17 protein-coding genes are annotated in these 14,377 nt (G+C 28.0%); 15 read left to right on the top strand and 2 right to left on the bottom strand.

Annotated features, from left to right (window positions below; translation table 11 throughout):
* The first annotated feature begins 120 nt into the window (after positions 1-120).
* Positions 121-615 carry a GcrA family cell cycle regulator gene (locus tag ACTTAR_RS06000; protein ID WP_440697967.1) on the top strand — a complete coding sequence of 165 codons (495 nt, stop codon included), beginning with the start codon at positions 121-123 and terminating at the stop codon, positions 613-615.
* A 4-nt stretch (positions 616-619) separates the two neighbouring features.
* Here ACTTAR_RS06000 and ACTTAR_RS05995 read toward each other — a convergent pair whose 3' ends face one another.
* Entirely contained in the window at positions 620-1,606 is a 987-nt protein-coding gene (locus tag ACTTAR_RS05995) for a complex I NDUFA9 subunit family protein (RefSeq protein WP_440697966.1), read from the bottom strand.
* 16 nt (positions 1,607-1,622) lie between these two features.
* Between ACTTAR_RS05995 and ACTTAR_RS05990 the strand changes: the two genes are divergently transcribed.
* Genes ACTTAR_RS05990 through ACTTAR_RS05925 form a run of 14 tightly spaced genes read left to right on the top strand, consistent with a single transcriptional unit; the run spans position 1,623 to position 14,051 of the window.
* On the top strand, positions 1,623-2,234 hold the full coding sequence (locus ACTTAR_RS05990) for a ribonuclease D (RefSeq protein WP_440681237.1): 612 nt from the start codon (positions 1,623-1,625) through the stop codon (positions 2,232-2,234).
* Positions 2,234-3,202, top strand: coding sequence for a KpsF/GutQ family sugar-phosphate isomerase (locus ACTTAR_RS05985; protein ID WP_440697965.1), 969 nt, complete (start codon positions 2,234-2,236; stop codon positions 3,200-3,202). Before ACTTAR_RS05990 ends, ACTTAR_RS05985 begins: the two co-directional genes overlap by 1 nt.
* Positions 3,202-3,780, top strand: a complete 579-nt coding sequence (locus ACTTAR_RS05980; RefSeq protein WP_440697964.1) for an LPS export ABC transporter periplasmic protein LptC — start codon at positions 3,202-3,204, stop codon at positions 3,778-3,780. Before ACTTAR_RS05985 ends, ACTTAR_RS05980 begins: the two co-directional genes overlap by 1 nt.
* A complete protein-coding gene (locus tag ACTTAR_RS05975) occupies positions 3,781-4,557 on the top strand; it encodes an ATP-binding cassette domain-containing protein (RefSeq protein ID WP_440697963.1) in 777 nt (258 codons plus the stop codon).
* 6 nt (positions 4,558-4,563) lie between these two features.
* Positions 4,564-5,889, top strand: a complete 1,326-nt coding sequence (gene aroA / locus ACTTAR_RS05970) for a 3-phosphoshikimate 1-carboxyvinyltransferase (RefSeq protein ID WP_440697962.1) — start codon at positions 4,564-4,566, stop codon at positions 5,887-5,889.
* A complete protein-coding gene (gene cmk, locus ACTTAR_RS05965; protein ID WP_440681243.1) occupies positions 5,886-6,542 on the top strand; it encodes a (d)CMP kinase in 657 nt (218 codons plus the stop codon). Before aroA ends, cmk begins: the two co-directional genes overlap by 4 nt.
* The gene (locus ACTTAR_RS05960) at positions 6,542-8,269 is read left to right on the top strand and encodes a S1 RNA-binding domain-containing protein (protein ID WP_440681244.1); all 1,728 of its coding nucleotides are present in this window, start codon (positions 6,542-6,544) and stop codon (positions 8,267-8,269) included. Before cmk ends, ACTTAR_RS05960 begins: the two co-directional genes overlap by 1 nt.
* Before the next feature lie 16 nt (positions 8,270-8,285).
* Positions 8,286-8,576, top strand: coding sequence for an HU family DNA-binding protein (locus ACTTAR_RS05955; RefSeq protein WP_440681245.1), 291 nt, complete (start codon positions 8,286-8,288; stop codon positions 8,574-8,576).
* Entirely contained in the window at positions 8,566-9,255 is a 690-nt protein-coding gene (pyrF, locus tag ACTTAR_RS05950; protein ID WP_440697961.1) for an orotidine-5'-phosphate decarboxylase, read from the top strand. Before ACTTAR_RS05955 ends, pyrF begins: the two co-directional genes overlap by 11 nt.
* A complete protein-coding gene (locus ACTTAR_RS05945) occupies positions 9,255-9,884 on the top strand; it encodes a phosphoribosylanthranilate isomerase (RefSeq protein WP_440697960.1) in 630 nt (209 codons plus the stop codon). Before pyrF ends, ACTTAR_RS05945 begins: the two co-directional genes overlap by 1 nt.
* Positions 9,874-11,103 (top strand): tryptophan synthase subunit beta, encoded by a 1,230-nt coding sequence (gene trpB / locus ACTTAR_RS05940; protein ID WP_440697959.1) that lies wholly within the window; start codon positions 9,874-9,876, stop codon positions 11,101-11,103. Before ACTTAR_RS05945 ends, trpB begins: the two co-directional genes overlap by 11 nt.
* Entirely contained in the window at positions 11,103-11,903 is an 801-nt protein-coding gene (trpA, locus tag ACTTAR_RS05935) for a tryptophan synthase subunit alpha (RefSeq protein ID WP_440681249.1), read from the top strand. The genes trpB and trpA overlap by 1 nt, the downstream gene beginning before the upstream one ends.
* On the top strand, positions 11,900-12,829 hold the full coding sequence (locus ACTTAR_RS05930) for an acetyl-CoA carboxylase carboxyltransferase subunit beta (protein WP_440681250.1): 930 nt from the start codon (positions 11,900-11,902) through the stop codon (positions 12,827-12,829). The genes trpA and ACTTAR_RS05930 overlap by 4 nt, the downstream gene beginning before the upstream one ends.
* A complete protein-coding gene (locus ACTTAR_RS05925; protein WP_440697958.1) occupies positions 12,783-14,051 on the top strand; it encodes a bifunctional folylpolyglutamate synthase/dihydrofolate synthase in 1,269 nt (422 codons plus the stop codon). The genes ACTTAR_RS05930 and ACTTAR_RS05925 overlap by 47 nt, the downstream gene beginning before the upstream one ends.
* Here the strand turns inward: ACTTAR_RS05925 and ACTTAR_RS05920 are convergent.
* Complete coding sequence (locus tag ACTTAR_RS05920; protein WP_440681252.1) at positions 14,048-14,365, bottom strand: thioredoxin family protein; 318 nt, start codon at positions 14,363-14,365, stop codon at positions 14,048-14,050. The two genes, ACTTAR_RS05925 and ACTTAR_RS05920, sit on opposite strands and share 4 nt — an antisense overlap.
* Positions 14,366-14,377 lie beyond the last annotated feature (12 nt).

Raw genomic sequence — 14,377 nt, 5'->3', positions numbered from 1 at the left:
TGAAACTGGTGAGTTGGTTTCTTGTAAATCGTGTTGATAACTCTTATTTTTTGATTGTTTAATTAATTTTTATAACAGTATATTGTTATTTTTAAAAATTTTAATACAACATATTGATATATGAGCTGGACTGAAGAAAAAGTACAAAAATTAAAAGAGCTTTGGGGCAAAGGAAATACTGCAAGCCAAATAGCTGAGATTATTGGTGGTATTAGTAGAAATGCAGTTATTGGTAAAGCACATAGACTTAATTTATCTGCAAAAATTAAGACAAGATCTGCAACTTCTAATCAAAATTTTGAAGAAACAATTAGTGAAAAAAATATTAGATCTAGAAGAGGACGAAAAAGTAAATTTAAATCTTTAATAATTGAAAAAGACTTTGAGCCAGAAAACCCAAAACAATTGGAAGAACTTGATGAACATTCTTGCAAATGGCCAATAGGTCATCCAGATGAGAAATCATTTTATTTTTGTGGAAGATCTTCTTTAAAAGATTTTTCATACTGCAAACTACATCTTCTATATGCTTATCAGCCTAAAGGTAAAAAAGAAGAAGTAACTGATAAAGAAGAAGTTCCAGAATTTATTGAAAAGAAAATACAGTCAGCTTAATTTGTTAATTAGCTTTTATATCTAAATCATTCTCTGAATTATATTTTTCTGTAGAAAACTGACCGCCTTCTCTCCACATATAACAATATTTTTTTACCTCTTGATCAAAATACCTTAAACTTGGAATTCCTATATCAGAATTAGTTTTGTACTTACCTGAAGCAATATTATTATATTTTAAAAGTCTTAATTGATCTCTTGTAAGCAAAGGTTTTGGCATAATTTCAAAAAATCTTGCAGAAAAATTAGCTACTGGTAGAGGTAGGGGTATAAGTAATCTTTTTTTTCCAATCAAATTTAATAATTTTTCAAGAAGCTCTTTAAAATTAATTTCTTCAGGTCCTACACATTCAATTATTTTTGAATAAACATTATTTGAAATAATATAATGAATTGTATCTGTTAAATCAGAGCAATGAATAGGAGCAAACTTAGTCTTGCCTTCATAATATAATGGGAAAATAGGAAGTCTATTCAGTAAAGTCATAAAGTTTGTAGTAAAATTATCATCAACAGAATAGACAATAGATGGTCTTAGTATTGTTGCCAAAGGAAAATTTTTTAAAACTTTGTTTTCACCATCAAGCTTACTTTTTGCATAGTCGGAATCCAATGCATCATTAATTCCTAATGCGGATAAATGAATAAAATGTTTTAGATTATATTCTTTTGAGAGCTTTGCTAATAAAGAAGGGAATATTGAATGGATATTATCAAACGTATTTCCTTTTTTCTGCTCAAACAAAATACCAATTAAGTTTATGCATATGTCTGCTTTTGAAAAAAGTTCTCTTATTTTTTTTTCATCAAAAATATTTGCTTCAGCAATATCAATATAGCCTGCATTAGCTTGTGTTTTGATAACATAACTTTTTTGATGAATGTTTCTTGTTACAACAGTAACTTTATAATTATTCTTAGTTAATTTTCTTATTAAGTTTCTTCCAATTTGGCCACTACCACCAAAAATTAGACAATTTTTTGCTTTCATATATATATGTTTAAAAATGAGTAATAATATTCAACTTCACAAAAACGATCTACCAGATGATTTAAATTTAGGCAATATAATTGCCATAGATGGTGAATTCATGGGTCTAAATGTCAGACGTGATCCATTGTGCTTAATTCAAGTATCTTCTGGCAACTCAGATGCACATATAGTTCAATTTGATAGAAAAAATTATCAAGCACCTAATTTAATTAAAATATTAAGCAACGAAAATATTGTAAAAATTTTTCATTATGGACGAGCAGATATGGCTCATATTAAATATTATTTAAAAACAGAAACTAAAAATATTCTAGACACAAAAATTGCATCAAAGCTTGCAAGATCTTATTCTGACAACCATTCATTAAAAACGCTTATTAAAGAGTTTATAAATATAGATATTAGCAAACAATTTCAAAGTTCAGATTTTGGAGGTGAATTAACACCTGCACAACTAAAATACTGTGCTAACGATGTAATATATTTACATCGAATACATGATGAATTGAAAAAAATATTGGAAAGAGAAAATAGAATGCAACTTTATGAAGATTGTCTTAAATTTTTAAAAACAAGGGTTGACCTTGATCTTGCATTATTTAGAGATGATATCTGGTCGCACTAATGAATAAAAAAAAATTCATAACTGAAGCAAACAATGTAATTAACTTAGAAATAAAAGCGCTTCAAAAATTAAAAAAAAGTATCAACAGCTCTTTTGGTGAAGCAGTAATAAAAATAGCAAAATGCCAATCAAAAGTAATTTTGTGCGGAGTTGGTAAGAGTGGTTTAATAGCATCTAAAATTGCAGCAACTCTTGCTTCTGTTGGAACTCCATCATTTAGTCTTGCTGCTAGTGAAGCTTCTCATGGTGACCTTGGAATGATATCAAAAAATGATATTTTAATACTAATTAGTAATTCTGGACAAACAAATGAACTAAAAAATATTATTCAATTTGCCAACAGAAATAAAATTCTCTTGATAGGAATAGTGTCTAAGAAAGATTCAGTTTTATATAAAACAGCTGATATAAAACTTTTAATTCCTCAAGTAATTGAAGCTGAAGGCATAATTCCAACATCTAGCACGACGTCTCAGCTTGCTTTGGGTGATGCTCTGGCCATTTGTTCAATGAAATATAAAAAATTTGGAAAATTAGATTTTAAAAAATTACATCCCGCAGGTAGTCTTGGAGCTCAACTTAGAACAGTAGAAGATATTATGCTAACAGGAAATAAAATTCCTTTTATTGATGAAAATCTAAATATGAAAAAAGGTTTACAAATATTAAGTAAAAAAAAATTAGGATTTCTACTTATTCAAGATAAACAAAAACGGACTAAAGGAATAATCACAGATGGGCAAGTTAGAAGATTTAATGAAAAAAAAGAAAATCTTTTTAATGTGTCTGCAAAAGAAATTATGACAAAAAATCCAATTAGTATTGATAAAGACTCATTAGCAGTAAAAGCGTTAAGCTTGATGAATGAGAAAAAAATTACTTCTCTTTGTGTACATAATAAAAAAAATAAACTTAAAACTATCGGTATTCTTCATATTCATACTCTATTAAAATCCAGCATTAATTAATGAAAAGTATAAATTATAGAGTTTTTATTTTCATAATTATATTAGCTGTAAGTTTTTTTTTCATTTATTCAAATTATTTCCAAAAAGAAAAAAATAATCAAAATATAAGTTTAGAAGCTGAAGAAGAGATTTCTACAAATTCAAATATTATTAAAGATATTAAATATTCTTCAAAAGACCTAAAGGGAAATGAATATATAATTTTGGCTGATGAAGGCGAAATAGATCTTGATAATAGTGACATTATCTTTTTAAAAAATGTAAAAGCTTTCATCAATTTAATTGAAAAAAATGAGACGATTACAGTTGTCTCTGACTTTGGCAAATATAATACAATAAATTATGATACCATTTTCTCGCAGAACGTTAGAATTCAATATCAAGATAATTCAATTACTGGGGATTATTTAGACTTTTCAATGAAGAAAAATTTATTGATTATTTCAAAAAATGTAGTTTACACAAACCCTACTAATATTTTAAAAGCAGATGTAGTTGAACTTGATACAATAACAAAAGATACAAAAATTTTTATGCACAATTCTAAAAATAAAGTAAATATAGAAAGTCGAAATTAAATGGCGCTTATAAAAAAATTTAGAATTAAATCATATAAGCAACCTAATTCGATCATCTCTTTTGAAAATGTATCCCTGTCATATGGAAATCGATTAATTTTAGATAATATCAATTTTAAAATTAACGAAGGTGAAATTTTTGGAATGCTTGGACCAAATGGTGTTGGTAAATCTACAATATTCAATTTAATAACAGGACTTATTAAGCCAGATAGCGGTCAAATTAAAATCAACAACACCAATGTTGTAGATTTTCCAATATATCTAAGAACAAAAAAATTTAAAGTTGGATATGTTCCTCAATATGGTGGTTTTTTTAGCGATCTAACTTTGTACCAAAACCTAAAAGCTATCGCAGAAATTGTTATTAACGAAAAAAATAGTGAAGAAAACAAAATTAATGAATTAATTAGTAAATTTGAATTAGAGAATTTAAGAAACATAAAAGCGAAATTTCTTTCTGGTGGGCAAAAAAAGAAATTAGTTATTGCTCTATCACTTTTAAGTGATCCAAGTGTTCTTCTTTTAGATGAATGTTTTGCAGCTCTAGATGTCCTAACAATAAAAATGTTACAAGAAATTATTGTAAACTTACAAAATGAGAAAAAAATTACTATCTGTATATGTGATCACCAAGCAAGAGATTTACTCGCTTGTGTAGATGTTGCAATGATTTTGAGCAATTGCAAGATTATTGCAGAAGGCTCTCCATCTGATCTAGTTAATAATATTGAAGCAAAAAGTGCATACTTTGGTGAGTCTTTCAGTTTTAAATAATTGCAAATGTCAAAAATAATTTCTGTAAATCATAAAATTAAAAAATTTAAAAAAATTATAACAGTTCCTGGTGATAAAAGCTTAAGTATTAGATGGGTACTTTTTTCCTCGTTAGCAAAAGGAACATCAAAAGCAAAAAATCTTTTAATGTCTGAAGATGTATTGGCTGCAATAGAGGCAGTAAAAAAATTGGGAATTAAAGTAATTATAAAAAAAAAAGAATGTAAAATTTATGGAAAAGGAATTGATGGCTATAAATATAAAAAAAACCTCACAATAGATGCTCAAAATTCAGGTACTCTTGGAAGACTTATTCTTGGACTGTTAGTAAATTCTCCAGAGCCAATAAATTTAATTGGAGACAAAAGTTTATCAAAAAGAGATTTTAAAAGAGTATCAGATCCTTTAAGCAAGTTTGGAGCTAAATTTAAATTAAGGAGCAATAATTTTTTACCGTTAAAGATCTATGGATCATCAAAGCTAAAACCAATTAAATATAATGAAAACAAAGGATCAGCTCAGTGCAAAAGTTCAATTATTTTTGCAGCAATGAGAACTGATGGAACAACAACAATTAAAGCGAAAAAATCAAGAAACCATACTGAACTATTATGTAAACATTTGAAATTACCAATAAGTATTAAAAATAATAAAAATTTTGATGAAATTAAAATTGAAAAAGTAAAAAAAATTAATTCTTTAAATTATGATATTCCATCGGATATTAGTTCTAGTGCATTTTTCATTGTCCTAACTGCGCTCTCTAATAATTCAGAATTAGTTATTAGAAATGTAAATATAAATCCATCTAGGATCGGTATAATAACTATTTTAAAAAAAATGGGAGTGAGAATAATTTTTAAAAATCAAAAAACTTATAAGGGTGAGAAAAAGGCTGACATAAAAGTAGTGAGTGCAAAAAATATAAAGGCGATTAATTGCCCTCCTGAATTAAATAGTGGTGCGATTGATGAATTTTTAGTTATATTTTTAGTTGCTGCCAAAGCGAAAGGTGTTTCATATTTTAGTAATCTTGGTGAATTAAATCAAAAAGAAAGCCCAAGGTTAAAATGGGCTGATAAAATTTTATCCAATTTAGGAGTAAAAACAATTACAACAAACGACTCTATTAAAATCTATGGCAACCCTGATCTAAATTTAGATTTTGACAAAAAAATTACAATTAAAAATTATTTAAAAGATCATAGAGTTTTTATGACAAGTTTGATTGCAGCGTTAAGTTTTGGTGGAAAATGGACTATTCACGATAAAGATTCAATCAACACATCGTTTCCTAATTTTATAAAAATTATTGAGGATTTAAAAAAATGATTAAAAGAAAAAATATTTTAAAAATTGCTATTGACTCACCTGCTGCAGCAGGTGCTGGAACTTTAGCAAAAGCTATTTCAAAACATTATAATCTATTTTATCTTGATACTGGAAAAATTTATAGATTTATTGCTTATCTAAAAATTAAATACCCAAAAAAATTTAATAATAAATTTATAAAATCAAAAATTAAGTCATTAAAAATAAAAGATCTCTCAGACAATAATTTACTGTCTGATGAAGTTGGAACTGAAGCTTCCATAATTTCTAAAATTAAATCAATAAGAAAAATGGTCCATTCTTTTCAAATTAATTTTGCATATAACCCACCTAAAAAATATAAAGGTTCTTGCTTAGATGGAAGGGATATTACATACAATATTATTCCTGATGCTGACTTTAAATTTTATATAACTGCAAATGTAAAAACTAGAGCATTAAGAAGATATAAAGAATTAAAAGGGTTAAAGAAAAAAATAACATATAAAGATGTCTTAAAAAGCATTAAAAAACGTGATAAAAGTGATTTAAATAGAAAAATATCTCCTTTAAAGAAAACAAAAGATTCACTATTGATTAATACGACAAACCTTAATAAAAGGTCATGTTTTTTAAAAATAAAAAAAATAATAGACAGGAAAATTAATATTTAATGGAAATTTATAAAGACTTATCAAATCCAGCATCTCAAGAATTCGAAAAATTACTAAGCAGTCAACTTTCAAAAGTTCAAATAGAAGAAGGTAAAATCATTGAAGGAAAAATAAATAAAATTACAGAGAAATTTGTATTTTTATTTGTTGAAGGTTTAAAATCAGAACCAGTTCTTGATATTAATGAATTAAAGAGCATGGGACTTTCTGAGAAAATCAAAATTGGAGAAACAATTCCTGTGCTACTTGAAAAAATTGAAGATAAGCATGGTGAAATTTTAGTTTCAGCTAGTAAAGCCCAAAAAATCAAAGGTTGGGATAAATTAGTAGAAGCATATGAAAAAAATGAGCCTATCATGGGAAAAATTACATCTAAGTGCAAAGGAGGATGTATAGTTGAACACATAGATACAGGTTCATTGATGTTTTTACCTGGCTCACAGATCAGTGATAAGCCTTTAAAAGATATAAGTCATTTAATGAATGAACCACAAAAATTTGCTCTAATTAAACTTGATAAAGTAAGAGGTAATGCGTGTGTCTCAAGAAGAGAAATAATTTCATCGTTTAAGAAAGAAGATAAAGCAAAAATAGTTGAGAAATATAAAGTTGGTGACATTATTAAGGGTGCAGAAGTAAAAGGATATAGCTCTTTTGGCTGCTTCTTTAATGTTAATGGTGAATTAGATGTACTAGTTCACTTACAAGAAATTTCTTATTCAAGAGTAAACCATCCAGATGAAGTTTTCAATATAGGTGAGAAACATGACTTAAAAGTAATTAGTGTTGATAAAGAAAAATTACAAGTTGGATGTTCAGTAAAACAATTGTCTCCTGACCCTTTTGAGCATATTGAAAATTATGAGTTAAACAAAATCTATAAAGTCAAGGTTGTAAAATTAATGGACTTCGGTGCTTTCTGTGAACTAGAACCAGGTTTAACAACTTTACTTCATTCTAGTGAACTAAGCTGGACTAAGAAGAATATTTCAGCAAAAAAAATGTTTAAAGTTGGAGATGAAATAGATTGTGTGATTACTGAAATTGATAAAGATAAAAGACGAGTTGCTATTTCACATAGACTAACCCAAGAAAATCCATTTGAGACATTTGAGAAGAAATATCCTATCGATAGCATTGTTGAAGGTGAGGTTGTGAATAAAAACGAATACTCATTGTTTGTCAAAATAGAGGATTTAGATATTGATGCTTTTTTACATTGTAATGATTTGACGTATTTAAATAATGGCGAAGAAGAATTAGCCAAGTATAAAAAAGGCGATAAACTTCAAGTTAAAGTTTTAGAAATTAAATCTTCTGAACAAAAAATTAGAGTTGGTCTAAGACAAACACAACCAGATCCGTTTGACTGGTTTAAAGATAAAGCAAAAAATCAAACAATAACTGTTAAGGTTGTTTCAACTGATAACAAAGGTCTGATTGTGAGACCAGAAGGCTGTGAAATGGATTTCCAAATTAAAAAATCTGCGATAGCAATTAATGCTGCAGACGCTAGGCCAAGCAGATGGACAGGTGGTGAGAAATTAGACTGTGCAATAGCAGATTTAGACCTAAACAAAAGAAAAGTAACATTAAGTATTAGATTGCTTGAAGAAATTGAGAAAAAAGAAGCTCTTGAAAAATATGGATCTGAAGGTTCTGGTAAAAACTTGCCTTTTTCATCATTATCTGAAGATCTGAAGAAAAAAGAAGAAGAGAAAGAATAATTGAAGAAGATTTAAATTGGCTATTGTAAAATCAAAGCTTTTAAAACAACTTTCAAATAACTACCCAAATTTCTTAAAAAAAGACCTAGAAAAATTTACTAATATAATTTTAAATGAAATAAAAAGAGCTCTTCGAAGAGGAGATGGGGTTGAATTAAGAAATTTTGGAACCTTTAGAGTTAAAACTCAAAAAGCTTCAATCAGAAGAAATCCAAAAACTGGGGAAAAAGTTGCAGTTCCTGAAAAAAAAGTAATATCATGGAAAATGAGCAAAGAAATGTTTAAAAAGATTAATAATGAGGAATAAAACTATATTTGTTGCTTGTGATACTTCAAATTTAAATCAAATAAATCAAATCCTTAAAAATATTAATACAAAAAAATTAAAAATTGTTCCAAAATTTGGATTGCAGTTTTTTTATTCTAAAAATGGAAGAAAATTTTTGGAAAAATATAAATCAGATTTTTGGTTAGATTTAAAAATTAACGATATACCACAAACAGCTCTTTCTGCGGTTGATAGTTTAAAAGATTTAAAAAATTGTAAATATATTACAGTTCATGCAAACGGTGGTCTTGAAATGCTAAAAGCAATTAAAAATAAGACTAAACAAATTAATAAAAATTTGAAAGTACTAGGAGTTACTATATTGACTAGTCTTAACAACAAATCTTTAAAGGAAATTGGTCATACCAAAACAGTTGATCAACTTGTTTTAAAACAAGCAAGTATTATAAAAAAATCAGGCTGTGATGGAATTGTTTGTTCAGCGCAAGAAGCAAAAATGATTAGAAAAAAATATAAAAACTTTTTAATCATAACGCCTGGTATAAGAATGCCAGGTGATAATTTAAATGATCAAGCAAGAGTAATGACACCAAAGAATGCATTCAAAAATAAAGTTTCAGGAGTTGTAATTGGTAGATCACTTACAAAGGGTAATATTAAAAATAATGTTAAAAGACTAATTGATCATTTAAACTGATGATCCAAGGATGCAAAATCTGTGGGATTTCAGATCCTAATACTCTTAATTTTCTAATTAATCATCCCCACCCACCTAAGTTTATTGGATTTATTTGTAACTATCCAAAGAGTCCAAGGTATGTTGAATATCAAAATTTAAAAAAACTTGTAAGTATAAATTCTAAAAAGAGTTTCTATGTTGCTGTTCTAGTAAAGCCTGATACTAAAATTTTGGAAAAAATTAAAAACTTACCTTTTGATTACTATCAAATATATGATTGCCTGCCAGAGGAGATAAGAGAAATAAAACAAAAATATCAAAAAAAAATTATTACAGCTTTTACAATCAAAACAGAGTCTGATTTAATTGATTATAAATTATATTCTGATGTAACTGATATTTACCTATTTGATAGTAAAGGCTATGAGAAAAGTCAGTCTTTTAATCATGACTTGCTTAAAAATATCAATTTAAATAAGGAATTAATGATAGCTGGAAATATTCAATTCAATGATGATCTAAAAAATTTCAAAAATTTAGCAAATTTTATCGATTTATCTGGAGGTGTAGAAACATCTGGATTAAAAGACTTATCCAAATTAGAATTTTTTTTAAATAAAGTGAACGAAATTAAAAATGAAACTTAAAAAAGGTGTTCCATTAATTGATCAACATGACCAAAAAGGGTTTTGGGGAGGAAAATTTGGAGGAAGTTTTATTCCTGAAACTTTAAAAAAACCTGTAGAGGACTTAACTAGAGAATTTAAAAAACTAAGAAATAATAAAGAATTTCTTAAAAAAAGAGATTACTATTTTCAAAACTACATTGGCTCACCAACTTCTTTTGTAAAATTAGAAAATTTATCTAATCATTTAGGTGGAGCTCAAATTTGGGCAAAAGTAGTGTCAGAGGCAAATGGTGGAGCTCACAAAATTTATAATGCAACTGTACATGCACTTATTTGTAAAGCTATGGGTAAAAAATATATTGTAGGCGATACTGGAGCTGGCTACGCAGGAAAGATGTTGAGTATGGCAGCTAAAAAATTTGGTCTCAAATGTAAAATTTTTATGGGTGCAAAAGATATTAAAAGACAAAAACCAAACTGTGATGCTATGAGAAAAAATGGAGCAGAAATAGTTCCTGTTTATTCCGGAAGCCAAACTTTAGTAGATGCTGTAAGTGAATGTATGAGATATTGGGTGTCAAATTGCGACAATACTCATATGTGTGTAGGAAGTACAGTTGGGCCAAATATATTTGTTAAAATATGTGGTTGGTCTACTGCACAAATTTCAAGAGAATTAAAATCACAGATTAAAAAAGAATTCAAAAAAATCCCAAATAAAATTAAACTAATTAATTGTGTTGGAGGTGGAAGTTCTGCTTATGGTTTTTGGAGTGAGTTCATAGATTTTAATAAGAAGCAAATTGAATTAATAGGTGTTGAAGCCGGAGGCCCTAAAAAATCAAAACTTCATGCTGCTCCTCTAAGTAGAAATGCAAAAGTTGGAATTTTACATGGTGCTGCTTCATATGTATGTCAAAATAATGAAGGACAAATAAATGACACAGAGTCTATAAGTGCTGGATTAGATTATCCAGGTGTAAGTCCAATTCATTGTTTTTTAAAAGATACGAAAAGAGCAAGATATACTTATGCTACAGACGAGGAAGCATTAGACGCTCATGTAATGGTCACAAAATTTGAAAAATTAAATCCAAGTCTAGAACCAAGCCATGCTTTTGCTGAAGCAATAAAAATTGCGCCAAAGTTAAGTAAAGACACAATTATAATTGTCAACTCATGTGGTGATGCAAAAAAAGATAGGGATATTTTAAGGGAAAGGTTAGGGAAACATTAATGAGCTCATTACTTAACAAAGCCTTTTTAAATGCAAAAAAAGAAAATAGGCCTGCTTTACTAACGTATACTGTTGCAGGAGATAATACTAAAAAAAAATCTCTAGAGATTCTCAATTCTATATCAAATTATGCTGACATATGTGAATTAGGATTTCCGCATAACACACCTATAGCTGACGGTGGACAAATACAAACTAGTGCCTATCGGGCTATTAAAAACGGAATCAAAATTAATGATGTATTTGAAATCGCAAAAGATTTTAAAAAATTAAAAAAAAATACTCCAATTATATTAATGGGATATTACAATATGATTTTTCAGTACAATGAAAATAAATTTATTAACAAATGTAAAAAGTCAAATGTAGATGGATTAATTGTTGTAGATTTACCCTACCCAGAAAATAAGAGTTTTGCCTCAAAGTGCAAAAAAAATGGTGTTAACTTTATACAACTAGTATCTCCAACAACTTCACAATCAAGATTAAAAAAAATCATAAAAGATTCACATGATATGGTTTATTATATAAGTATGCTATCAACCACAGGTGGGAAATTAAAAGTTTCACCTAAAAAAATTTTGGAAAGATATGCAAATATTAAAAAACAAAACACTTCAAAAAATGTAGTAATTGGATTTGGAATTACTGAAAAAACAATAAAATCTTTAAAAAGTGCAGATGGTTTGGTGGTTGGAAGTGCAATTTGTAAGGAAATATCTAAATCAATAAAAAACAGACAAAATACTGTCACAAATGTTACTAATATTGTGAGAAGATTAAAAAATAAAATTCAATGAACTGGATAACAAAAATAATAAAAGCAGGTGAAAAAATTAAAACTGCTATTAGAGAAAGATCTACAAAAGAGGATATTGAAAAAAGTGATTGGACTTCTTGTTGTAGAGGCCCAATTCTTAAAAAAGATTTAGAAAAAAATCTATGGGTTTGCCCAGATTGTAATAAGCATCACAGAATTAAACCAAAACAAAGATTTGATATTTTGTTTGGAAAAAATAATTATGAAGTATTCAAAACACCAATTCCAAAAGATGATCCATTAAATTGGACAGATTCTAAATCATACAAAGATAGATTAAAGATCGCTCGTAAAAAAACTGGATTAGAGTGTGGTATGATGGTTGCCTCAGGTACAATAAATAATATTAAAATTACTGCAGTTGCATCAGATTTTGATTTTTTAGGAGCCTCGATGGCGGCTGCGGAAGGTGAAGCATTTTTATATGGAATTCAACATGCTATTGAAAATCAAACTCCATTCATTTGTATAAGTGCAGGTGGAGGAATGAGAATGATGGAAAGCTTAATCTCACTATCACAAATGACAAGAACCACACTTGCTATAAACGAATTGAAAAAAAATGGTCTTCCATATTTGGTATGCATAACCGATCCTACTGCTGGAGGGATTACTGCTTCTTATGCAATGTTAGGAGATATACATATTGCAGAACCAGGAGCACTAATAGCTTTTGCAGGCGCAAGAGTAATTCAAGGAACAGTAAAAGAAGAACTTCCGGAAGGATTTCAAAAGAGTGAATATGTTGAAAAAACTGGTTTTGTTGACTTAATTGTTGAACGAAAAGACCTTGCAGCAAAAATTGGAACCTTATTATCAATATTGTTAAAACAGAATTCTGTTATATCTTCTGATCAAAATGAAACTTCAGAAGATAGTCAATCACTTACAAGAGCTGCATCCTAAAGAAATAGATTTATCTCTCAATAGAATTAAAAATCTTTGTAAAAATCTAGGAAATCCACAAGATAATTTAAAAACAATTTCTATTGTTGGAACGAATGGAAAATACTCTACCATACGAGCACTCTTCGCAATTTTAAAAGAAGCTAATTTTAATTGTAATATTTATACCAGTCCTCACATCGTAAGAATAAACGAAAGGTTTATATTTAATAATCACGAATTAAATGATGAAGATTTGAGCAAATTACTTGAGGATGTTGCAGAAGCAAACAATAATGATCCAATAACTTTTTTTGAGATACTTACTGCAGCTTATTTTTATCAAGCAGCAAAAACTCCTGAGAATATTAATTTAATTGAAGCAGGATTATTCCACCGTTTTGATGCAACGAATATTCTTAAGAAAAATTTGGCTAGTGTTGTCACTTCTATAGGATTAGATCACCTAGATTGGCTTCCAAAAAATGAGCAAAATATAGAAAAAATTATATTCGAGAAAACATCAACACTTTTAAATTCAAATATTATCGTTTCCAAACAAAGTTCGGATTATATTAAAAGTGAAATAAAGAAATCTTTATCGAGAAATAATTCAAAAAAATATTTTTTTGGAGATGATTATAATTATTTATTTAATGAAAATGGCTTTGTTTATTATGAAGATAAAAAAGGTGGAATAAAACTTCCTCAACCCAATATAAAAGGTCAATTTCAACTTGATAATATTTCAAATGCTATTGCAACTTTAAGATCTCTAGAAGAGCTCAATATAAATGAAAATCATATTAAAAGTGGGATAACAAAAATTAAAAGTATTGCAAGACTCCAAGAAATTAATTCAGGAAAGCTAAAAGAATTAGTTAGAGATAATATATTACTTGTAGATGGTTCTCATAATCCATTAGGAGCAAAAGTTTTAAATGAATATTTAAATAGTTTAGATTGTAATAAGCATATAATTCTAGGAATGATGGCAAACAAAAATCATAAAGAATATATGAGCTATTTTAAAAATATCTCAACCTTGACCACCATTGAAATTCCAAATCAACCAAATTCAATAAATGGGAAAGAGTTAAAAAATAAGCTTAATTCTTTCAAAAATGTTCAATATAAAGAAAGTATTAGTGAAGCAATCAAGTCAATTCCGGTCAAGAAAAATGATATTATACTAATTACAGGTTCATTGTACTTGGCAGGCGAAGTTTTGAATTTAAACTAGATATTTTTATCTAAGAATTCTTTCATGTGGCTTTCAGGAACTCCACCAACTTTTCTATCTACCTCAACACCTTTTTTATATACAATAACAGTGGGTACGCCTCGAATACCTGCAGCACTGCCTGTGTTTATCCCACCATCTTCTATATCGGCATAGTAAAAACCTGCTTTATCTTTATATTCATCAGATAACTTATCCATCACGGGTTTAAGAGCCTTACAAGGACCACACCAAGCAGCAGAAAATTGAATCACTGATACCTCTTCATTTTTGATTTTGTTTTCAAAATCTTCATCTTTAAAGTCTATAAGCATGCTTCAGATATA

It is taken from the genome of Candidatus Pelagibacter sp. HIMB1709 (assembly GCF_052047635.1).
Classification (GTDB): domain Bacteria; phylum Pseudomonadota; class Alphaproteobacteria; order Pelagibacterales; family Pelagibacteraceae; genus Pelagibacter.
This window is presented reverse-complemented; position numbering and strand designations above follow the sequence as displayed.